Raw genomic sequence first — 21,850 nt, 5'->3', positions numbered from 1 at the left:
GTCATGAGGGGCGCAGGGGTCATCGGGATCGCGGCCGGGTGCGCGCTGCTGGTCGTGTCCGGCATCACCGTGCACGGGCAGGTGGAGGCGGCGTCGCAGCGCCTGAAGACGGGGGTGGCCGCGGCGGTGAAGCCGGCGGTGGCCATCGCGAACGACGCCGAGGCGCCGTACTGCACCCCGGCGTTCAAGACGGTGCTCCAGCGGGTGCTCAACGCGTGCGGCCTGGTCGGGACCGAGTCGCGGCGCGGGTGCCAGCCGGCCGACGTGAAGACGCTCGCGTCGATCAGCGACGACGATTTCAACGCGCTCTTCACGCCGCTCAGGAATCGCGGCGGCGTCGTGATGTTCGACGACGGCTCGGAGAAGCTCGACGAGGAAGGCAGGAAGATGGTCGAGGAGATGTGGCTCGACCGGCGCGGGGCGCGCTATTTCTTCATCGTCGCGCGCGCGTCGAAGACGGGGACGCCGGAGTTCAACCGGACCCTGTCGCACAAGCGCGCGAACAGCGTGCTCTTCGACATCGCCGACCGGACGAAGGACCAGGAGCTGGACAAGAAGGTCGGGATGCTGTGGCTCGGGAACGAGTTCGCCCAGCTCGGCGCGGAGTACTGCCAATGGAATATCTCGCGCAAGGACAAGGCATGTACGGCAGAGGCCATCAACCGGAGCGCGTTCGTCTCGTGGGTGGACTGTCAGCTGTGAGGAGGAGGGGCGCGCTCCTCCGCGCCGCCGCCGCCGTGGCGGTGGCGGCCGGGCTCGCGGGCGGGTGCGACACGGAGAAGCCGGGTCTGCCGCCGCCGCCGACGCCGGGCCAGGGGCGGAGCAACGCGGTGACGGCGCCGAGCGCCGCGACAGGCGGCCCGGCCGGAAGCACGAGGCCGGCCGCGAGCGCTGCGAGCGCGGCGAAGGCCGCGCCGCGGCAGCTGTGCGCCGGGCAGTCGCCCCGGCCTGCGCCGTCGTCGGGAGGGCTCACGGCGGTCGCCGCCAAGGGGGCGGGGCCGCTGCCGGCGAGCATCGGGTTCGGCGTCGGGAAGTGGGTGTGGGTGAATTTCTGGGCGGCGTGGTGCAAGCCGTGCCTGGAAGAGATGCCGCGGCTGCTCGGGTGGCAGCAGAAGCTCCGGGCGGCGGGCGTGCTCATCGATCTCGCGTTCATCTCCATCGACGACGACGAGCGGCAGCTGTCGCGGTTCCTGGAGGCCCAGCCGGGCACCGGCGTGCGCGCCTCGTACTGGCTGCCCGACGGGGCCCCGCGGGCGGGGTGGCTGCGGGCGCTGGGCGTGAAGGAGACGACCGAGCTGCCGATCCACGCGATCGCGGCGCCGGGCGGGCAGGTGACGTGCGTGATCCAGGGGGCCGTGGAGGACAGCGACTACCCGACGATCGCGGCGCTGTTCGGGGCGACGAAGTAAGCGGCGGCGGCGCCCCCGGCGCACGCGCGCGTGCTGGCGCCTCGACGGCTCGAACGTCTGCTCTTTTCAGGCGGTTGCCACCCATCTGTCGCCCCCGGTGGTGGGCCCCCCGGGGTGCTTCACCGCGGCCCTGACCCGGGGGCTGCTCCTGCGGCGCCCTCGTGCGCGAGCAGCCATCGTTTCCTCTCGAGGCCGCCGGCATATCCGGTGAGCGCGCCGCTGGCGCCGAGGACGCGATGACACGGGATGATCACGCTGATCGGATTGCGCCCGTTCGCCAGGCCGACCGCGCGGGACGCCGACGGCCGCCCGAGCGACGCCGCGATCTCCCCGTAGGCGCGCGTCGCGCCCGGGGGGATGCGCTGGAGCTCCGCCCAGACGCGGCGCTGGAACGGCGTGCCGCCCGGCTCGACGGGGATGCCCGAGAGCGCGCCGAGATCGCCGCCGAAATAGGCCCTCAGCCGGCTGGAGAAGCCGTGAGGATCCGCGGCGCGGCGCAGGGCGACGGCGCCGTGCCGCGCCGCCAGGAGGCGGCGGAGGCGCGGCGCGCAGTCCGCGAAATCGAGCGCGTGGATCGCGCCGCCGGAGGCCACCAGCAGGAGGCCCCCGATCGGCGACTCGACCTCATCCAGCAAGAGCTCCACGCGAGACCTCTCCTTCCGCGGGGTCGACTCCCCGCATGTCCACCATCCACAGGAGCACCGCCGCGTAGGCGCGCCACGGGCGCCACGCCTCCGCCATCGAAAGGAGGTCCGCGCCGGAGACGCCGCCGAGCGCGCGCCGCAGGCCGAGATCCGTGGCAGGAAAGGCGTCCGGCTCGCGCAGCGCGCGCATCGCGATGTACTGCGCGGTCCACTCCCCGATGCCCGGCACGCAGGTGAGCGCGCGCACGGTCTCTTCCAGCCCGCGTGACGCGTCGAGGGCGACCTCGCCCCGCGCCACCCGCGCCGCGAGCGACGTGATCGCCGCCGCGCGCGCCCGCGGCAGGCCGAGATCCGTGAGGTCGGCCGCGGCGAGCGCCTCGGGCGTCGGGAAGACGAGACGGAGCCCCTCGGCGCCCCCGGGCAGGCAGGCGCGCAGCGAGAGCGGCTCGCCGTGCCGCTCGACGAGGCGGCCCGCGAGCTGCGTCGCGGCGCGCACGCTCACCTGCTGGCCGAGGATCGCCCGCACCGCGAGCTCGAAGCCGTCCCACGCGCCCGGCACGCGCACGCCCGGCATCGCCGCGATCCGGGGCGCGAGCCGCGGGTCGGCCCCGAGCTGCGCCGCGATCGCCTGCGGATCGGCGCCGAGGTCGAACAGCCGCCGCAGGCGCTCCGCGCAGCAGCTCAGCCCCTCGGTGCCCGGCAACCGCAGCCGCGCGAGGAGCCAGGGCTCGCCGCGCACCGGGCACACCTCGACGACGCCGTGCCCGCCGGACGCCCGCACGGTGCGGCGGTACGCCCCGGGGCCCGCCGACTCCACGCCGGGGATCGCGCGCTCCCCGAGGAAGCCCGCGAGGGCGTCCCAGTCGAGCGGCGGGCGGAACGGGAGGCGGAGGGCGATGCCCGGCGCGCCGCTGTCCGCTCGCGCCGGCCCCCCGCCCCGCCTCGCCGCGGCCCCTCGCAGCTCGCGCGGCGTCCGCGCGTACGCCGCGCGGATCGCGTCGTTGAAGCGGCGGACGCTCGAGAACCCGGACGCGAGCGCCACCTCGGTCATGGAGAGCGCGGTCTCGTCGAGGAGCTTCTTCGCGAAGAGCAGGCGCCGCGTCTGCGCCACCGCGAGCGGCGAGGCGCCTACGTGCCTCAGGAAGAGCCGCCGCAGGTGGCGCTCGCCCACGCCGAGGCGCGCCGCCAGCGCCGGGGCGTCGGCGTCGTCCAGCGCGCCCTCGGCGATGAGCCGCAGCGCCCGCGAGACCGTCGCGGAGGTGCCCAGCCACGCGGGCGTCCCCGGCGACGCCTCGGGGCGGCAACGCAGGCACGGGCGGTAGCCGGCCTCCTGCGCGGCGGCCGCGGAGCGGAAGAAGACGCACCCCTCCCGCCTGGGCGTCCGCGCCGGGCAGACCGGGCGGCAATAGATGCCGGTCGACCGCACCCCCGTGAAGAAGCGACCATCGAAGCGCGCGTCGCGGGCCTCGAGCGCGCGATAGCAGGTGTCCTCGTCGAGCCGCATGCCCCGCGTCGTAGCCCGGATGCCGGCGCGGCTCTGGCGGTTTTCGGACCTGGGAGGATCGGCGCGCCCGCCGCCCGGCCGCGCCGGGCGCGCCGCGGCTCAGCGCGCCGGCCCGGGCAGCGGCGCCGTGGCCGGCCCGCCCCGCATCGCCTTCACCGCCTCGACCATCAGCGACACGGCGAGCCCGATCAGCGCGAGCCCCACGAGGCCGTTCAGCGTGGTCGCGCTCAGCGTGAGCCCCTCGGCCAGCGCGGTGGTGAACGCGGTCCGCACCTGGAGGATGAGGGCCCACACGGTGATCGCCATGACGAACACCATCGGGAGCGCCGTGTACCAGATGCGCCGCTTCTCGCGGTGCAGCCAGACCGTGACCGCGAGCAGCGTCAGGGCCGCGAGCAGCTGGTTGCTCGTGCCGAACAGCGTCCAGAAGTCGAGGTACGCGGGCCGCACCCCGGGCGCGGGCGGGCGGGCGGTCATGATGAACAGCGCGGGGGGCGCCAGCGAGAGCGCGGTCGCCGCGGCGGACGCCAGCTTCCCCTTCCAGCCGAACAGCTCCTCGAGGATGTAGCGGCTGAGGCGCGTCGAGACGTCCAGCGTGTCGAACACGAACGTGGAGAACGCCATCGCGCCGAACGTGGCGGCGAAGAGGAAGTGCTCCTTGCCGATGATCACCGTGAGGAACTTGCCGATCCCGTCGCCGTAGATCTTGCCCGGCCCGGGCAGCTTCGTCCCCTCCGCCACGATGACGAGCGTCGCGAGCGCGATCAGCGCGACGAACGCCTCGGCCAGCATCGCGCCGTAGCCCACAGAGTGCGTGTGCGACTCCTTCGAGATCTGCTTCGACGTCGTCCCCGAGCAGACGAGCCCGTGGAAGCCGGAGCAGGCGCCGCAGGCGATGGTGACGAACAGGAACGGGAAGAGCAGGCCGGTCGCGCCGCCGGCGTCCCACGTGGTGAACGCGGGCTGCCGCAGCTCGAACTCCCCGGGGTACCGGAGGCCCCCGAAGAAGATCCCGATCACCCCGACCGCGAGCGCGATGTAGAGCACGAACCCGCCCAGGTAGCCGCGCGGCTGGAGGAGCAGCCAGACCGGCAGGAGCGACGCGACGAAGCAGTAGACCAGGATGATGAGGCCGAACGCGCGCTGCGGGTTGTCGATCGGCAGCACGAACGCGGTCGAGACCTTCGTGCCGAGCCAGACGGCGCCGAGCGTGGCGGGCACGAAGATCAGCGTGGTGAGCCACAGCGGCGGCTTCAGGTACCGATCGATGACGCCCATGACGAGCGAGAGCCCGAGGTAGGTGGCGCTCGCCGCCGCGACCGCCCCGCCGGCGTTGAACGGGAGCGCGCCCCCCGCGAGCTCCTCGGTCTTGCCGACGAAGGTGCTCGCCGTGATGTCCGTGAAGGCGACGATCACGTACGAGAGCGCGAGCCAGATGAAGATCATCATCGACAGCCAGGCGCGCCGGCCGATGTGCCGCTTCGCGATCTCGGCGACGCTCTCGGCCTCGTGGCGGACGCTCGCGATGAGCGCGGAGAAGTCGTGGACCGCCCCGATGAACACGACGCCGATCGCGATCCAGAGCACGCACGGCAGCCACCCGAACGCCTGGCCCGCGAGGATCGGCCCCGCGATCGGGCCCGCGGCGGCGATGGCGCTGAAGTGCTGTCCGAAGAGGTAAAACGGCTTCGTGGGGACGTAGTCGTCGCCGTCGTTCACCTTGACCGCGGGCGTCACCGCGCCGTCGTCGAGCGCGTAGTTGCGCGCGACGAGCCTCCCGTAGAAGCGATAGCCAAGGCACAGCACGACGATGACGGTCAGGGCGAGCAGCGGCAGCACGCGGCGGAGTATAAGGCCCTTCTTCGCAGAGGTGTTGGCCGGCAAACGGGGGAGCGAGGGTCGCCGGCCGGTGGATCCGGCGGCCTCCGCGCGCGGGGCGCCGCGTCGGATCCGGGCCGCCGTCCTGGAGGGTGAGCCGCGCGCTCCTCCCTGCCGCGCGCGAGCTCAGGACGGCAGCATCATCGGCGCGCGCACCCTCGCGGCGACGTCCTCGCCCGAGAGCCGCGCGACCAGCGCGAGCGCGAAGGCCAGCGCGGTACCGGGCCCCTGGCTCGTCACGAGCTGCCCGTCCTCGACCACCGGGCTCGCCACGAGCGCGCCGTGCGCCGACACCACGTCGTTCACCGACGGGTGGCACGCCATGCTCTTGCCCTGGAAGAGCCCGTGGGCGGCGAGCGCGATCGGCGCGGCGCAGATCGCCGCGACCGCGCCGCCCGCCTGCGCCTGGGCGCGCAGGCGCTCCCCGACGGCCGCCGCGCCGGCGAGCCGCTCGGCGCCTCCCTTGCCGCCCGGCAGCACCACCACGTCGAAGTCGCCCGTCACCGCCGAGAGCTCCGCGTCCGGCACGAGGCGCACCCCGCGGCTGCAGCGCACCGGCCCCGGTCCGTCGAGCCCGGCGAGGACGACCTCGATCTCGGCCCGCCGCAGCACGTCGACGACGGTCACGGTCTCCATCTCTTCAGCTCCCTCGGCCAGGATCACGAGCGCGCGCGGTGTCTTCATGCCGCCGCCATGGCGCCGCGAGCCGCCGGAGGCAAGCGGATGCGATCCGAGGTGTCCGGCGCCGGAGCCCGCTTCGCCTCGCGCAGCGACGTCTCCGTTGCTCCTCGATCCCCACCGCCGGCGTAGCGCCGCGGCGGCCGGCTCGCGATCCGATCGACAGGCGCCTACCGCGGCGCCCCCGGCCGCCCGCCGGGCGCCTCGCCGAGCCCAGGCCAGAAGCGGCCCACGTCGATCTCGCCGCCGAACGGCGGGAGCGAGAGCACGTCGTCGTCCGCGGCCGTGAGCGCGAGCGCCGGGCGCCGGTTCTCGGTCTGGTAGACCTCCACGAGGCGCTGCTCCGGGTCGACGAGCCAGATCCACGCGATCTCCGCCCGGGCGTAAAGGGGCAGCTTCAGCCGTCGATCGTCGCGCGCCGTGGAGGGCGACAGGAGCTCGCAGCAGAAATCCGGGACCTCCTCGATCGGGTTCCGCTCCAGAAACGCCGGCTCCGCGGAGGCCCGCCAGCCGGAGAGGTCGGGCACCGCGAGCAGGTCCCCCGGAAACCTGATCTCGGCCTCGATCTCGAACCACCACCCGTCCCCGCCCTCGTCGACGTCCCACCCGCGCAGCGACCGCAGGAGGCGACGGTGGGCGAGCCGGTGCAGCCTGCCCGGGCGCGACATGGTGCGGATCACGCCCGGCTCGAGGATCTCGCCGGTCACCCCCTGAGGCAGCGCGGCGATCTGCCGGTAGAGCTCGTCGAACGCGGGGAGCTTGCGCGCCGGCTCGGCCATGGGCGTCAGCGTAGCGATGCGCGTCGACCCCGCAAAGGGTGCCTGCGGCCGGGATGGACGACCCCCTCCCGGCAGACCGGCGGCGCGAACCCTTGACGCAAATCTCGCACGGACGCCGCCGGCCCCCCGGTGCCCCTTTGCCCGAGGGCGCCGACGCGCTAGGAGCGGGGGCCATGGCGGAGCCCTCGTTCGACGATCCGTTCGGCCTCTCGGGCCAGACCATCGAGGGGAAGTACCGCGTCGACGCCGTCGTCGGCGACGGGGGGTTCGGCGTCGTCTACCGGGGGGTCCACGAGGGCTTCGGCGAGCTCATCGCGGTCAAGTGCCTGAAGCTGCCGGCCTCGTTCGAGCCCGCGGAGCGCGATGCCCTGCTCGAGACGTTGCGCGGCGAGGGGCGGATCCTGCACCGGCTGTCGCGGGCCACGTCGGGCATCGTGCAAGCGCTCGACGTCGGCGCGTTCACCACGCGGGCCGGCGTGTGGGTGCCCTACCTGGTCCTCGAGTGGCTGGAGGGCCAGACGCTGGGGCAGCACCTCCGCGAGCGACGCGAGCGGGGCGAGGTGGGCATGTCGATCGGCGAGGCGCTGGAGCTGCTGTCGCCGGCCGCGCGCGCGCTCGCGGTCGCGCACGCGCACAAGGTGGCGCACCGGGACGTCAAGCCGGCCAACCTGTTCCTCACCGACGTCGGCGGGGCGAGGACGCTGAAGGTGCTCGACTTCGGCATCGCGAAGGTGCTGGCCAACCACCCCACGTTCACCGAGGCGCTCGCGGCGACGCGGATGGGGCCGAGCGCGTTCACGCCGCGCTACGGGGCGCCCGAGCAGTTCAACAAGTCCCGCGGCGCGACCGGCCCCTGGACCGACGTGTTCGCGCTCGCGCTCATCTTCGTCGAGCTCGTGAGCGGCAAGCGCGCGCTCGAGGGGGACGATCCCACGCAGCTCTACATCGCCTCGGCCGATCCGGCGGTGCGCCCGACGCTGCGCGCGCGCGGGCTCCCGGACGCGCCGGAGGCGATCGAGCGCGTGCTCGACCGGGCGCTCGCGATCGAGCCCAAGCACCGCTTCACGAGCGCGGGCGAGTTCTGGGACGCGCTCACCGCCGCGGCGTACGGCGCGCGCGCGGGGTCCTCGGCGGGGCACGCCGCGGGCGGCGCGGGCCTGCGCTCGACCCCCGACGTGGCGACCGCGCAGGGGCTCGGCGGGGCCGGCCTGCCGGTGGATCCGACGATGCTCGCCGACGCGCGCGCGAACGCCCCGGCGCAGCCCGCCGTGGTCAAGGTGAGCCACGGCGGCGCGAGCGGGCCGTCGGCCGCCTTCGGGGCGAGCGGGCCGTCGGCCGCCTTCGGGGCGAGCGGGCAGCCGGCCCTCGCCACGGGCGGGCAGCCGGCCCTCGCCACGGGTGGGCAGCCGGCCCTCGCCATGGGCGGGCAGCCGGCCCTCGCCACGGGCGGGCAGCCGGCCGCCCTCGCCACGGGCGGGAGGAGCGCGCAGGACACGGGGGCGCCCCGGACCGCGCAGGTCGACGATTCGATGATCGAGACGGTCGCGCCCGTCGCCCCCGTCGCGCCTGTCCCGCCCCCCGCGCGCGCCGCGGCGCAGCCTCCCGCGGGGGCGCCTCGGCCCGCCCCGGGCGCGCCCCCCGCGCCGGCGGCCGGCGCGCCGGGCGGCCCGCTGTCCCCTGCGGCGCCGCGGCCCGGCCGCAGCGCCGCGCGCGGGGTGCTGCTCGGGCTGGCCGCGGTGCTCCTGCTCGGCGGCGGCGGCGCGGCGGCGTACCTCCTGACGCGGGCGCCCGAGAAGAAGCCCGCGCGCGCGCCCGCCGCGCGGACCGCGGCCGCGGCGACGGCGCGGCCGGCCGGCCGCGCCGCGCCGGCGGCGACCGCCACGCCGGCGGCGAGCGACAGCGCCGCGCCGGCGGCGAGCGCCTCGGCCGCGACGTCGGCGGCGGCGCCCACCGAGATCCCGCCGCCGCCGGCCGACATGGTCTACATCCCGCCGACGTCGGCCACGATCGGCGCCCTGGTCGAGGCGCGCCAGGTGACGCTCACCCGGGGGTTCTACATCGACCGGAACGAGGTGACCGTCCGCGCCTACCGCGCCTGCATGCAACAGCGCATGTGCGGGGCGGCGGATCACGTCTCGCTGACGCCCGAGGTGCCGCTCGGCCTGCCCGCGCCGGCGCCGTCCGACGGCGAGGCCGAGCTCTGGTCGCGGCGCTGCAACGAGCCCCGCGGCTTGACCGGGCACCCGATGAACTGCGTCGACTACTCCCAGGCCGAGAGCTACTGCCGCTTCCGGGGCCGGCGGCTGCCGACGGAGGCGGAGTGGGAGATCGCGGCGCGAGGCGCCGAGGGCCGCCCGTTCGTCTGGGGCGCCGACGAGCCGACCTGCGAGCGCGCCTGCTACGATCGCAACGAGGGCTGCCTCGCGCGCGGGGCCGACGTCTCGACCTGCGCGTCCGGCGCCCACCCGAGCGATCGCACGCCCGAGGGCGTCTACGATCTCGCCGGCAACGTGTCCGAGTGGGTCTCCGACGGCTTCGTGTTTCCGCCGCCCGGCGGCGAGGACCCGCAGGGCGACCCGTCCGCCCCGCTCAAGGTGGTGCGCGGCGCGAGCTTCCGGGACGGCCCCGAGAAGGTCATCGCGACGTACCGCACCGCCGCGGCGCCCGTGACGGCGCACGCCTGGATCGGCTTCCGCTGCGCGATGGACGTCCCGGTCCAGGAGGGCGCCCCGGCGCAGGAGGGCGCCCCGGCTCCGGGAGCCGTACCGGCGCCGTGAGCCGGACGCCGCCCTGGAGCCCGAGGCCGGCTCAGGCTTCCGCTTCGTCCAGCTCGGGCTCTGCCGGCGCCCCGTCCCGGATCCCGAGCGTCTCCTCGCGCGCGGACAGGCACGCCTCGCTCCCCACCACGAAGGCGCGGCAGTTGTCCGGCCTGAGCTCGTAGATCGCGCAGCGCAGGTCGTCGCCGAGGTGCTGGCACCGGCCGCTCGCGGCGAAGCGCAGCGTGATCTTCCCGTCCTGCGCCCGCCGCACGTAGGCGCGCCCCGCGAGGTCGCCCCGCCCGGCCCCCCTCCAGCGCGCGAGATCGTCGCCGTCGAGCACCACGTTGGCGTCGTGGCAGCAGGCCCCGCACGCCAGGCAGTCGAGCGAGAGCTCGCGGCTCGTCCCGGGGTGCACGCTGTCCCGCTCGCACCAGTCGAGGACCGAGCCCTCGTATTGCCGCTTCACCCGCGCCGTCGCGAGCCCCCGGGCGGGCCCCTCGCTCACGCGGCGGAAGCGCTGCTGCTCGATCGACAGGAGCGCCCACTGCCCGAGCTCGGTGAGCTTCCCGTCCTCGTCCACGGAGAGCAGGAGATCGATCCGCTCCTCCGGCAGCACGATCGCCGCGTGCCCCCCGGCCCTCACGTGCGCCGCGGCGCGGGCGAGGTAACGCGGGCGGAAACGCCGCCAGATCGGGCGCGACACGACATACGCGGACATCGGCGAGCATCTTCGCGTCCCCGCCCCCCGATGCCAAGTCCCGCCCTCGGCGGTCGGGCGCGCTGCTATGCTGAAAGCGTGGAATATCAAAGGAAAATCGTGATCGTGAAGACCGGTGAGCCCGTCGCCTCGGTGCTCGAGCGGCGCGGCCACTACGCGACCCTGATCGAGCAGGCGATCGGCTCCGCGTGGGGCGGCGGATATGCCCATTTCGACGCCCGCACCGAGGAGTTCCCCGCGCCCGACGGCGCGGGCACCGCCGCGTTCGTGATCACCGGCTCGTCGGCGAACGTCCCTCACCGCGAGCCCTGGATGGTGCGCACCGAGGCCTGGCTGCGCGACGTCGTGGCGGCCGGCACCCCGACGTTCGGCATCTGCTTCGGCCACCAGATCCTCGCCCAGGCCCTCGGCGGCGAGGTCGTCCGCAACCCGCGCGGCCGCGAGATCGGCAGGATCCGCGTCGAGCGCCGCGCCGACGACCCCCTCTTCGACGGGCTGCCGCCCAGCTTCGAGACCCACGCGACGCACGTCGACACGGTCGGCGCGCTGCCCGCGGGCGCCCGGAGCCTCGCGTTCACCGAGCTCGACGATCACCAGGTGATCCGCTTCACGCGGACCTGCTACGGGGTCCAGTTCCACCCCGAGATGGACCACGACGTCATCGCCAGCCACATCGCGTCCCGGCGCGAGATCCTGCAAGCCGAAGGCCTCGACGTCGAGGCGCTCCTCGCCCGCGTCTCGCCCGGTCAGCTCGGCACGCGGACGCTGCACAATTTCATCCAGCACGTGGTCGCGCCCCGCGCCTGACCCCCACGCGGTCGCATCCCGCGCCTGCCTCCCACGCGGTCGCATCCTGCGCCTGCCCCCCAACGCGGTCGCATCCCGCGCCTGCCCCCCGTGGACCGTCGCGCCGGCGGGGGGTGGGGGACGGGGGGCTCACCGGAGGGGCTGGAGTGCAGGCGAGCCACGCAAGGGGCTCGCCGGAACGCAAGCCCTGGAGGTGAGCCCCCCGTCCCCCACCCCCTGCCGGCCACCCATGGGCCTCCTGCGGCCGAACGACTCCGGTACAGCGGCGCCGGTACTCGCCTGGTCATCCTCCTGACTGACGCGCCGGTCAGTCGCCCTTCGGCCTCGCCCGGCGGCCGCGCGCGGCGCCGGCCCGGGTCCGTCCCGCCCCCTCCGGCGCGGCGTCCTGCGGCCCAGCGCCCTTCGGCGCGCGCGGCCCGCGCTCGACGGCCGGGGGCTCGGCCGCCGCCCCCGGCGCGACGTCCATGCGGAGGTAGCCGCGCCGCAGCAGGTCGTACAGCGCCGTCACGATTTGCTCGCGCGGCAGGACGCGCGCCTCGAGGGCGTTCTCGAACAGCACCTCCTTCAGCGCCCCGATCGTGAACGTCGCATAGAGCTCGGTGTCCCCCGGCTCGACGATGCCGAACCGCTGCCCGTCGGCGAGGCTCCGCGTGAGGAGCAGCTTCACCTCCTGCCGGAACGCCCGCAGCTCCTTCACGAACGCCGGGTCGAGCCCCGCCGCGTGCGACAGGAGGATGCTCGTCAGCGCCGGATCATCGAGCAGGACCGCCACGATCGCGCGGATGTTGTGCTTGACCTGGGCCTCCACGTCCGCCGACGGATCCACGCGCAGGATGGCGCCGCCGAGGCGCGCGATGAGCCCGCGCACGAGCTCCCCGAACACCGAGCGCTTGTCGGGGAAGTACAGGTAGAACGTCCCCTTCGCGACCCTGGCGAGCGCGACGATGTCGTCGACCTTCGCCTCGTGATAGCCCTTCTCGGAAAACACGGCGCGCGCCGCGCGGAGGAGGGCCTCGCGGCGCTGGGACTTGTTCATGGGCCGGTCGCTTTACCATCACCGGCGCGCCATCTGGAAAGGATGTCCTCACCCCGGCGTCGCCCACGCGAAACAGGGGCGTGGGATGCTCTGGCCCCGGGATCCCCCGGGGGGAGCCCGCACCGAGCGGGCGCGCCCAGGGCGCAGGCGCGCGGGATTCAGGGCACAGGCGCGCGGATTGCAGGGTCGCGCCGCCCCCGAATCATTTTGATTTTCGGCGCATCCCGTTGTAGCCATCACGACTGACCAGCCAGTCAGTCGCACCGCTGGTGGTCGGCTGCGGCGGTGGGAGGAGCCCGATGGCAAGGCAGACCCAGGATCCGGTCGTGGTCGGCATCGACGTCGGATCGACGACCGTGAAGGCGGTCGTTCTCGATCCGCAGACGCTCGAGATTCTCTGGAGCGACTACCAGCGGCACCAGACGAAGCAGCCCGAGAAGGTGCTCGAGCTGCTCGAGGCCATCGAGGCGGCGTTCCCCGACTCGCCCCGGGAGCGCTGGCGGGTGTTCATGACGGGCTCCGGCGCCGCGCCCCTCTGTCCCGGCCTCGGCGCCAAGTTCGTCCAGGAGGTCAACGCGGTCACGCTCGCCGTCGAGAACCTGCACCCGGACGTGGGCAGCGTCATCGAGCTCGGCGGACAGGACGCCAAGATCATCATCTTCCAGCGCGACGAGAAGACCGGCGACAAGACGGCCGCGCCGTCGATGAACGACAAGTGCGCGTCCGGCACGGGCGCCACCATCGACAAGTGCATGATCAAGGTGGGCCTCCCCCCGACCGAGGTGGTGAAGATCCACTTCGACGACTCGAAGCTCCACCACGTCGCCGCGAAGTGCGGAGTCTTCGCCGAGACGGACATCGTGAACCTGGTGAAGAGCGGGATCCCCTCGACGGAGATCCTCTGCTCGCTCGCCGACGCGATCGTCCTCCAGAACCTGTCGGTGCTGACGCGCGGCTCGACGCTCAAGCACAAGGTCATCCTGCTCGGCGGGCCCAACACCTACCTCCCCTTCCTCCAGGAGTGCTGGCGCAAGCGGATCCCCGAGACCTGGGAGGAGCGCGGCTACGCGTGGCCGAAGGACCGGCCGGTCGAGGAGACGATCTTCGTGCCGGAGAACTCGCAGTATTACGCGGCGTTCGGCGCCTGCGTCTACGGGCTCAAGGAGCCCGCGGAGGTCGGCCGCTACGCCGGCAAGGCGGGGCTCGTCGAGTACATGACGAACGGCCGGAAGGCGCGCCTCGGCGAGAGCGCGGGCCCGCCGCTCGTGAAGAGCCGCGACGAGGTCGACGAGTTCAAGAGGCTCTACAGCATCCCGAGGTTCACGCCGATGAAGCTCGAGCCCGGCCGGGTGGTGCGCGGGGTCATCGGCCTCGACGGCGGCTCCACCTCGTCGAAGGCGGTGCTCATCGACGAGGACGGGAACATCGTCTGCAAGGCCTACCAGCTCTCGAAGGGCAACCCGATCCAGGACGCGAAGGAGCTCCTCGCCCAGCTCCGGCAGTACGTGGTCGACCAGGGCGCGACGCTCGAGGTGCTCGGCTTCGGCGGCACCGGCTATGCGGCCGACGTGCTCCAGGAGTGCATGAGGGCCGACGTCAACATCGTCGAGACCGTCGCCCACATGATGAGCGCGGTGAAGTTCTTCGGCGACGTCGACGTCATCTGCGATATCGGCGGACAGGACATCAAGGTCCTGTTCATGAAGAACGGCGACATCGCCAACTTCCGCCTCTCCAACTCGTGCTCTGCGGGCAACGGCATGCTGCTCCAGGCGATGGCCGACCAGTTCGGCCTGAAGGTGACCGAGTACGCCGACACGGCGTTCGGGGCCGAGCTCGCGCCGAAGTTCAGCTACGGCTGCGCCGTCTTCCTCGACACCGACCGGGTGAACTTCCAGAAAGAGGGCTTCTCGAAGGAAGAGCTGCTGGCCGGCCTCGCGCAGGTGCTGCCGAAGAACGTGTGGCAGTACGTCGTGCAGATCCCGCGGCTCGCGGCGCTCGGCACGCGGTACGTGCTCCAGGGCGGCACGCAGTACAACCTCGCGGCCGTCAAGGCGCAGGTCGATTACATCAAGGAGCGCGTCCCCGGCGCCGAGGTGTTCGTCCACCCGCACACGGGCGAGGCCGGCGCGCTCGGCGCGGCGTTCGAGACGCTCCGCGTGGTGAAGCGCAGGGGACACTCGACGTTCATCGGCATCGACGCGGCGATCGCCCTCGACTACACGACGAAGAACGACGAGGAGACGGTCTGCCACTTCTGCCCGAACGAGTGCAAGCGCACCTTCATCGACGCGAAGCGGCCGGACGGGACGACGAGCCGCTACATCTCGGGCTTCTCGTGCGAGAAGGGCACGGTCGAGAGCGAGCAGGCGATGCTCGCGCTCGTCGCCGAGCGCAAGAAGATCGCGAAGCAGTTCCCGAACCTCGTCGACTACGAGTCGAAGCTCGCCTTCCGGCACTTCTACGACACGGCGCCGCTACCCGCGGACGGCGCCCCGGTGAAGGACGTGGTCGTCAAGAAGGGCTTCCTCGGCATCCGCCGCGTGGAGACGACGCGCCCCTTCCGGCGGAGCGGCCCCGAGGTGCGCGAGCGCCTCCGGCGCGTCCGCATCGGCATCCCGCGCGTGCTCAACATCTACTCGACGGGCCCTTACTACCGGGCCTACTTCGAGGCGCTCGGCGTCCCGAAGCAGAACATCGTGTTCAGCGACGCGACGAGCGAGGAGATGTGGGTCGAGGGCGGCAAGTACGGCTCCATCGATCCGTGCTTCCCGTCCAAGGTGGCGCAGGCCCACATTCACAACCTCCTCTTCCACCACCACGCGGACGAGAAGAAGCTCCATTACATCTTCTTCCCCATCCTCACCCACGTGCCGAGCTTCGGCGAGGGGGTGATGGACAAGACGAGCTGTCCCATCGTCGCGGGCGTGCCGGACGTGATGAAGGCGGCGTTCACGAAGGAGATCGACTTCTTCAAGACGCGCGGCATCGAGTACCTCGACCCGCCGCTCACGTTCTCCGAGATGACGCTGACCGCGCGCCGGATGTTCGAGACGTGGGGCCCGCGGCTCGGCATCACCGAGGACGAGAGCGACCACGCGCACCGCGAGGGGGTGCGGGCGCTCGCGCAGTTCGAGCGCGATCTGCAGGACAAGGGGCGGGCGATCCTCGAGACGGTCGAGGCCGAGAACCGGGTGGCCATCCTGATGGTCGGGCGGCCGTACCACTCGGATCCGGGCCTGAACCACGGCATCCCCGAGGAGTTCCAGGTGCTCGGGTATCCGATCCTCTCGGTCCGGTCGATCCCGCGCGACATGGAGTACCTGTCGAGGTACTTCAAGGACGAGATCGCGAGGGGCCAGCACCCGCTCGACATCAACGATGTCTGGCCGGAGAACTACTCGGCCAACAGCGCGCAGAAGGTCTGGGCCGTCAAGTTCGCCGCCCGCCACCCGAACGTCGTGCTGCTCGACCTCTCCAGCTTCAAGTGCGGCCATGACGCCCCGACGTACGGCATCATCGACAGCATCGTGAGCGCGAGCGCCACGCCGTACGCCGCCCTGCACGACATCGACGCCAACAAGCCGGGCGGATCGATCAAGATCCGGGTGAAGACGTACGCCCACAGCCTCAAGCTGCACGAGGAGGCGCTCGAGGACGCCGCGAAGAAGCGGGCGGAGCTCGCCCAGCGCATCGACGAGAAGCGGCTCGAGCTCCTCAGGCTGAAGCGGGAGCAGCAGGCGGCGCGCAAGATCCAGGACCCCGCGCTCGAGCGGGAGATCGCCGAGCTCGCCGACAAGGTGCGGCGCTACGTGGCCCCGGAGTCGCCGCCCGAGGCGCCAAGGACGGGGCTCGTGCAGCTCAAGAAGAGGCAGTCCGACGGGACGGTCGTCCCTCTCGGAGCGTAGACCATAGCCAAGGTTCGGTGGGGGACGGCGCGGCCGCCCCCTTCCAGCGTCCAAGCGAAGGGAAGCCACGCCATGGAACAGACGATCACGCAGAAGACGCGCCTCCCTCTGGTGGGCGAGACGAGAGCCATCAAGGCGGACATCGACGTCGAGGCGGAGCTCAAGGCCTTCGAGGAGGCCGAGCGGGAGCGGCTCGGCCTCAAGGCCGAGCGCCGGCAGTGGGTCGACACCATGCTCGACCCGAAGATGACGAAGAAGGAGCGCGACAAGGTGACGCTCCTCATCAGCGGCCTGACCGCCGCGCAGGATTTCCTGTGCGAGGGCGCGCTGAAGGGCCTCGGCTACAACGTGCATTACTTCGGGATGAGCGACAACGCGGGGCTCCAGGCCGGCAAGGAGTTCGGCAACCGCGGCCAGTGCAACCCGACGTATTTCACCGTCGGCGGCCTCGTGAAGTACCTCATCGACCTGCGCGACAAGCAGGGCATGTCGACCCAGGACATCATCGACAAGTACGTGTTCCTGACGGCGGGCGCGTGCGGCCCCTGCCGGTTCGGCATGTACGTGACCGAGTACCGGAAGGCGCTCCGCGACGCCGGCTTCGACGGCTTCCGGGTGATGCTCTTCCAGCAGACGGGCGGCCTCTCCCAGGCGACGGGCGATGACGTCGGCCTCGAGATGAACCCTGATTTCTTCATCGCGATCATCAAGGCCATCGTCTGCGGCGACACGCTGAACGCGCTCGGGTACCGCATCCGGCCGTACGAGATCGAGCCCGGCGCGACCAACCGCGCGATGGAGAGCGCGAAGCGCATCCTCTACAGGGCCCTCTACGAGCGGACGAACGTCTTCCGGGCGCTCTACGAGGCGCGCAAGGAGTTCGAGCAGGTCAAGGTCGACAAGCTCCGGCCGAAGGCGAAGACCTCGATCATCGGCGAGTTCTGGGCGATGACCACCGAGGGCGACGGCAACTACGCCCTGCAGAGGTTCCTCGAGAGCGAGGGCGGCGAGAACGACATCCAGCTCACGACCGCGTGGCTGCTCTACAACATCTGGGAGTGCGCCCGCGACACCCGCGAGCGGAAGGACCTGCGCGGCGCGGATGACGGCCAGTACGGGCTCGCGGGCCTCGACGAGTTCGGGGTCGCGAAGCGCCTCGCGACGATGCGCCTCGCCGAGGCGGCGCTGCGCGTCGGCTTCCAGGCGTTCGCGCTGCCGCTCGGCCTGTTCGGCTACCACCTCCCGGACATGGACCTCGTCGCGGACGTGGCGAAGGACTACTACTCGAACGATCTCCGCGGCGGCGAGGGGCACATGGAGGTCGGCAAGCTCATCGTGAACGCGGTGAAGTCGAAGGCGCACCTCACGGTGAGCGTGAAGCCGTTCGGGTGCATGCCGTCGTCTGGCGTCTCCGATGGAGTCCAGTCGCTGATCACGGCCCGCTACCCCGGGACGATCTTCTGCGCGGTCGAGACGAGCGGCGACGGGGCGACGAACTTCTACTCCCGCATCCAGATGTACATGTTCAAGGCGCGCATCCTGGCCGAGGAGGAGCTCCAGCGCGCCTACCAGGAGGCGGGCGTCACCGAGGCCGAGGTGCGCGCCTTCCTCGAGAAGCACCCGAGGTACGCGAGCCCGCTCCACCACGCGCCGCACCGGGTCGCGGGGTCGGCCGCCAACCTCGTCTACGAGGTGGCGCCGCTCATCAAGCAGTCGGCCGCCGAGCGCGCCGTGGGCAAGGCGAAGGCGGCGGCCGCGTCGCTCCGCGACGCGGTGAAGGCGGCCCCGGAGCGGGCGAGGGCGGCGAAGGCGTTCCTGTCGGACCCGGAGACGCTCGCCCGGGCGCGCGAGGACGTGGCGCTGATCCGCGATATCGTCCGCGGCAAGGCGGTGGAGCGGTTCAGCCCGCTCGTGAAGCGCCTGGCCGGCAAGGCGTACTTCGAGAACAACCCCGAGGTGCGCCACGTGGCCTACCACGAGGAGCCGATCGCCGCGGAGTGAGGGAGGCGCTGGCCAAACGCATCACGGACGAGGGCGCCTGTCGCCGCGGGTCCGGGCGGCGACAGGCGGTCGGCACGAGGGCTCACGACGCGAGGCGGCGTACGCGGCGGCAACAGGCGGTCGGGCCGCGGCATGTCCGCGGCGCGCGTGACCGCGTGGGGGGTCCACGCGGGTCGCGACGCGCGGGCGAACTTCTGCTAAACAGCCGCCACCATGACCGAACTGCGCTCGTTGTCCCCCGATGCTCTTGCCTCGCTCACCCGGGAGCTCGAGGCACGTTATGCTGCCTTCGAAGCCCGCGGCCTGAAGCTCGACATGACGCGCGGCAAGCCGTCGTCCGAGCAGCTCGACCTCGCCAACGGCATGCTCGGCCTGCCCGGCGCGAGCGACCTCATCGCATCGGACGGCTCGGACACGCGCAATTACGGCGGCCTCGACGGCCTGCCCGAGATGAAGGCGATCTTCGCCGCGCTGCTCGAGGTACCGGCGGCGCAGGTCATCGTCGGCGGGAACAGCAGCCTGACCATGATGCACGACGCGGTCGTCCGCGCGCTGCTCCACGGCGTGCCGGACGGGAGCGGCCCGTGGGCGAAGCTGCCGAAGGTCAAGTTCCTGTGCCCGAGCCCCGGCTACGATCGTCACTTCGCGATCTGCGAGCACCACGGCATCGAGATGATCACCGTCGACCTGAAGGACGACGGGCCGGACATGGAGCAGGTCGAGCGGCTGGTCGCCGAGGACCAGGCCATCAAGGGCATGTGGTGCGTGCCGAAGTACAGCAACCCCACGGGCGCCACGTACGCGGCGGAGGTCGTGCGCAGGCTCGCGAGCATGAAGACGGCGGCCGCGGATTTCCGCCTGTTCTGGGACAACGCCTACGCGGTGCACGACCTCTACGCCGAGGGCGACCGGCTCGCGGACATCGTGTCGGCGTGCCAGGCGGCGGGTAACCCCAACCGCCCGCTCGTCTTCGCCTCGACGTCGAAGATCTCGTTCGCCGGCAGCGGCGTGTCGGCCATGGCGTCGAGCCCCGCCAACGTGGCGGACGCGAAGAAGCACCTCGGCATCCAGACCATCGGGCCCGACAAGGTGAACCAGCTCCGGCACGTGCGGTTCTTCAAGGATCACGAGGGCCTGCTGCGCCACATGCAGCGGCACGCCGAGCTGCTCCGGCCGAAGTTCGAGGCGGTGACGAGCATCTTCGAGCGCGAGCTCGGCGGCAAGGGCGTCGCCACCTGGACGTCGCCGCGCGGCGGCTACTTCATCAGCCTCGACACGCTGGACGGCTGCGCCAAGGAGGTCGTGCGGCTGGCCAACAAGGCCGGCGTGAAGCTCACCGGCGCGGGGGCGACGTACCCGTACGGCCGCGATCCGCGCGACCGCAACATCCGGATCGCGCCGTCGCTGCCGCCGCTCGACCAGATCCGCGTGGCCATGGAGGTCGTCGCGGTCTGTGTGCTGCTGGCGAGCGCCCGCAAGCTCGCGGGCTGAGCGGTCTACGCCTGTTCGGTGGGAGCTGCCCCCCCGATCCATCCCTCGGACACGACCCGTCCCCCACCGCGCAGACACGGCTCTTCGGAATGAGCGGCGATCCCGCAGCGCGGGAAATCGCGACGGCGGATGCCGTCAGCGATCAGGGGCCATGACACACCGCCTCGATGTTGTGCCCGTCCGGATCGAGCACGAACGCGCCGTAGTAGCCCGGGTGGTACTGCGGCCGGAGCCCCGGTGCGCCGTTGTCCGTGGCCCCCGCCGCCAGCGCGGCCCGGTAAAAGGCGTCGACGTCGGCGCGCGTCTTCGCGGCGAACGCGACGTGCAAGGTGCCCTTCAGCGCGGTGCCGCTGCTGATCCAGAACGCCGGGTCACTGGCAGGTCCGAAGCCGGCGACGCTGCCGCGACCCCCGGTCATCTCCGGGGTCAGCTCCATCACGAGCCCGTGACCAAGAGGGGCCAGGGCCGCCAGGTAGAACGCCTTGCTGCGGGCATAATCGGAGACCGGAAAACCGATGTGGTCGAGCATCATGCTCGTGATGATGCACCAGAGCAGCGCACTGGCTGTACAAAAGACGCGGTCCGGGCCCCGGGCCCTAGCGCGCGCCCTCGCGCTCGATGCCGCGGAGGACCTCCTCGAGCGCCTCCTGGGTGATGAGCCCGACATGCCGGAACGCCTCCCGCCCCTCCGCGTCGAGGATCACGACGCTCGGCACGTGGTGCAGCCCGGAGAACGGCCCCTCTCCGGCGATGGTCGCCGCGTCCGCGAGCGCCACCGGATAAGGGAGCTTGAGCGCGGAGACAAAGGCCTCGACGAGCGGCCGGTTCTCCTCCGCCTCGAGGACCAGCAGCGCCGCGTTGATGCGCGGCGTGTGATCGCGGACCAGCCCGGCCAGGAAACGCGCCTCCGCCTGGGAGGCCACATCATACGTCGCGACGAAGCCGATGACGCTGAGCCTGCCAGCGAGCGTGGCGGTGGAGAGCTCGCGGCCGTCGAGCGTCTCGTACGAGAAGGTCCGCACCGGGCCGCGCGCCGGGAGGGCCGGCGCGGGCGGGCGCTCGGCCGACGCCGGCTCCCGCGTCGCGCCGTCGCCCCCGGCACAACCGAGCGCGAGCGGGAGCGCGAGCAGCGCGCACGCGAGGAGCGGCGCGGGCGGCCTCACGGCAGCGGATCGCCCTCCAGGTGCGCGTCGAAGAGATCGGCGCAGAGCTGCAGCGAGGGGGGAAGCTCGGCGCCCTTGCGCCGCTGCGCCAGGATCGCGTGGCAGAGCTCCTCGATGACCAGCTTCATCGGCGTGGCCTCGAGGTGCGCGCCGTCGAGCAAGAGGCCAGGGCTGGGCGCCTCCTCCGCGCGGACGAGCGGATCGTGCCGGGCCCAGGTGATGCCGTCCTCCGGCAGGTAGCGGCACCAGAGCACCCGCACGAACCGGAGGTAGAGCGGCGTCACCAGCGCCACCACCCGGTCCCCACCCACCGTGACCCCCCGCAGGGCGACCCCCCCGGTCGGGCGCGGCGTGCGCTCCCCCGCCTCGAGCGCGACCTCGATCCGCGCGCGGCGCGCCGCGTCGCTCTCGACCGACAGGAGCGGCGCGTAGATCGCGACCGCGGGGACCTGCAGCTTGGGCGCGTCCTCCGCGAGGACGTCGAGCCACGCGTCGCGCGCCTCGGGGCCGAGCTCCCCGTACACGTGGGCCGCGGCGATGGCCGCCTCGGCGTCGGTCGCGAGCGCCGCGAGCCACTCCCGCCAGGCGGCGAGGATGCGCGGATCGAGCAGCGCGCCCGACGGCACGGGCCGGACCTGCGCCGCGGCCTCCTGGGCAGCGGCGCCCGGCGCGGACTCCTGGGCGAGATCGACCGAGCTCGGGTCGCGGCGCTCCGTCATGCCTCCCTCAGCGTGGCGCGCCGCGGCGCCGCGCGCCGACGTCCCGCTCCAGATCGAGCAGGAGCTCGGCGAACTCGTCGCCCCGACCGAGCGGCGCGGCGAGGGTGAGCTCCCCGCCGCGCTCCGCGAACAGGAGCGCGATGCCCTCGCTCGCCTCGACGATCCCCTTCACGAACACGACGTCGGAGGGCTCGACCACGACGTCCTGCACGAGCATCCCGGCGCTCGCCTCGACGATCGAGAGGGGACCGCGATCGGATCGCGGAGGCCCCCCGAACCCCGCCGAGGACCGGTCGCCGGCCGGAGCCCCGGCGGCGACCGGCCTGGAAATGCTGTCGCGCCGGCCCATCGAGGCG

General features: G+C 72.7%; 18 protein-coding genes. 7 read left to right on the top strand and 11 right to left on the bottom strand.

The window, feature by feature from the left end; genetic code table 11:
- The first annotated feature begins 3 nt into the window (after positions 1 to 3).
- Positions 4 to 702 (top strand): hypothetical protein, encoded by a 699-nt coding sequence (locus tag WMF31_RS09145; protein WP_436601560.1) that lies wholly within the window; start codon positions 4 to 6, stop codon positions 700 to 702.
- A complete protein-coding gene (locus tag WMF31_RS09140) occupies positions 699 to 1,409 on the top strand; it encodes a TlpA family protein disulfide reductase (protein WP_436601559.1) in 711 nt (236 codons plus the stop codon). The genes WMF31_RS09145 and WMF31_RS09140 overlap by 4 nt, the downstream gene beginning before the upstream one ends.
- A 119-nt stretch (positions 1,410 to 1,528) precedes the next feature.
- On the opposite strand, the gene WMF31_RS09135 is transcribed toward WMF31_RS09140, so the two are convergent.
- The 5 genes from WMF31_RS09135 to WMF31_RS09115 all read right to left on the bottom strand — a co-directional run bounded on the left by WMF31_RS09135 (position 1,529) and on the right by WMF31_RS09115 (position 6,892).
- Positions 1,529 to 2,053, bottom strand: coding sequence for a methylated-DNA--[protein]-cysteine S-methyltransferase (locus tag WMF31_RS09135; protein WP_436601558.1), 525 nt, complete (start codon positions 2,051 to 2,053; stop codon positions 1,529 to 1,531).
- Positions 2,034 to 3,557, bottom strand: a complete 1,524-nt coding sequence (locus WMF31_RS09130) for an AlkA N-terminal domain-containing protein (RefSeq protein ID WP_436601557.1) — start codon at positions 3,555 to 3,557, stop codon at positions 2,034 to 2,036. The genes WMF31_RS09135 and WMF31_RS09130 overlap by 20 nt, the downstream gene beginning before the upstream one ends.
- Positions 3,558 to 3,656: 99 nt before the next feature.
- Entirely contained in the window at positions 3,657 to 5,396 is a 1,740-nt protein-coding gene (locus WMF31_RS09125) for a carbon starvation CstA family protein (RefSeq protein ID WP_436601556.1), read from the bottom strand.
- A 165-nt stretch (positions 5,397 to 5,561) separates the two neighbouring features.
- Positions 5,562 to 6,119: a DJ-1 family glyoxalase III gene (locus WMF31_RS09120; RefSeq protein WP_436601555.1), complete on the bottom strand. Its 558-nt coding sequence runs from the start codon at positions 6,117 to 6,119 to the stop codon at positions 5,562 to 5,564.
- A 164-nt stretch (positions 6,120 to 6,283) separates the two neighbouring features.
- Positions 6,284 to 6,892 (bottom strand): Uma2 family endonuclease, encoded by a 609-nt coding sequence (locus WMF31_RS09115; protein ID WP_436601554.1) that lies wholly within the window; start codon positions 6,890 to 6,892, stop codon positions 6,284 to 6,286.
- A gap of 173 nt (positions 6,893 to 7,065) precedes the next feature.
- Between WMF31_RS09115 and WMF31_RS09110 the strand changes: the two genes are divergently transcribed.
- A complete protein-coding gene (locus tag WMF31_RS09110) occupies positions 7,066 to 9,669 on the top strand; it encodes an SUMF1/EgtB/PvdO family nonheme iron enzyme (protein WP_436601553.1) in 2,604 nt (867 codons plus the stop codon).
- Between the two features lie 31 nt (positions 9,670 to 9,700).
- Here WMF31_RS09110 and WMF31_RS09105 read toward each other — a convergent pair whose 3' ends face one another.
- Positions 9,701 to 10,369 carry a YkgJ family cysteine cluster protein gene (locus WMF31_RS09105; RefSeq protein WP_436601552.1) on the bottom strand — a complete coding sequence of 223 codons (669 nt, stop codon included), beginning with the start codon at positions 10,367 to 10,369 and terminating at the stop codon, positions 9,701 to 9,703.
- Positions 10,370 to 10,447: 78 nt separating this feature from the next.
- On the opposite strand from WMF31_RS09105, the gene WMF31_RS09100 reads away from it, so the two are divergent.
- Entirely contained in the window at positions 10,448 to 11,176 is a 729-nt protein-coding gene (locus WMF31_RS09100; RefSeq protein ID WP_436601551.1) for a glutamine amidotransferase, read from the top strand.
- 307 nt (positions 11,177 to 11,483) lie between these two features.
- Here the strand turns inward: WMF31_RS09100 and WMF31_RS09095 are convergent, their stop codons facing one another.
- Positions 11,484 to 12,212 carry a TetR/AcrR family transcriptional regulator gene (locus WMF31_RS09095; protein ID WP_436601550.1) on the bottom strand — a complete coding sequence of 243 codons (729 nt, stop codon included), beginning with the start codon at positions 12,210 to 12,212 and terminating at the stop codon, positions 11,484 to 11,486.
- Positions 12,213 to 12,511: 299 nt separating this feature from the next.
- On the opposite strand from WMF31_RS09095, the gene WMF31_RS09090 reads away from it, so the two are divergent.
- From WMF31_RS09090 to WMF31_RS09080, 3 genes are all read left to right on the top strand, one after another.
- Positions 12,512 to 16,120, top strand: a complete 3,609-nt coding sequence (locus tag WMF31_RS09090) for a BadF/BadG/BcrA/BcrD ATPase family protein (RefSeq protein WP_436601549.1) — start codon at positions 12,512 to 12,514, stop codon at positions 16,118 to 16,120.
- A gap of 72 nt (positions 16,121 to 16,192) precedes the next feature.
- Positions 16,193 to 18,121, top strand: coding sequence for a 2-hydroxyglutaryl-CoA dehydratase (locus WMF31_RS09085; protein ID WP_436601548.1), 1,929 nt, complete (start codon positions 16,193 to 16,195; stop codon positions 18,119 to 18,121).
- Positions 18,122 to 18,334: 213 nt separating this feature from the next.
- Positions 18,335 to 19,612, top strand: coding sequence for an aminotransferase class I/II-fold pyridoxal phosphate-dependent enzyme (locus WMF31_RS09080; protein WP_436601547.1), 1,278 nt, complete (start codon positions 18,335 to 18,337; stop codon positions 19,610 to 19,612).
- A gap of 142 nt (positions 19,613 to 19,754) precedes the next feature.
- On the opposite strand, the gene WMF31_RS09075 is transcribed toward WMF31_RS09080, so the two are convergent.
- From WMF31_RS09075 to WMF31_RS09060, 4 genes are all read right to left on the bottom strand, one after another.
- The gene (locus WMF31_RS09075) at positions 19,755 to 20,141 is read right to left on the bottom strand and encodes a VOC family protein (protein WP_436606535.1); all 387 of its coding nucleotides are present in this window, start codon (positions 20,139 to 20,141) and stop codon (positions 19,755 to 19,757) included.
- A 67-nt stretch (positions 20,142 to 20,208) separates the two neighbouring features.
- Positions 20,209 to 20,775, bottom strand: coding sequence for a TlpA family protein disulfide reductase (locus tag WMF31_RS09070; protein ID WP_436601546.1), 567 nt, complete (start codon positions 20,773 to 20,775; stop codon positions 20,209 to 20,211).
- Positions 20,772 to 21,494, bottom strand: a complete 723-nt coding sequence (locus WMF31_RS09065) for a hypothetical protein (RefSeq protein ID WP_129351800.1) — start codon at positions 21,492 to 21,494, stop codon at positions 20,772 to 20,774. The genes WMF31_RS09070 and WMF31_RS09065 overlap by 4 nt, the downstream gene beginning before the upstream one ends.
- Before the next feature lie 7 nt (positions 21,495 to 21,501).
- Positions 21,502 to 21,843: a hypothetical protein gene (locus WMF31_RS09060; protein ID WP_436601545.1), complete on the bottom strand. Its 342-nt coding sequence runs from the start codon at positions 21,841 to 21,843 to the stop codon at positions 21,502 to 21,504.
- Positions 21,844 to 21,850: the final 7 nt, after the last annotated feature.

The sequence above is a fragment of the Sorangium sp. So ce1036 genome, assembly GCF_051369805.1.
Classification (GTDB): Bacteria; Myxococcota_A; Polyangia; order Polyangiales; family Polyangiaceae; genus Sorangium; species Sorangium cellulosum_F.
Note: the sequence above shows the minus strand (reverse complement) of the source record. Positions and strands in the feature narration are given on the sequence as shown.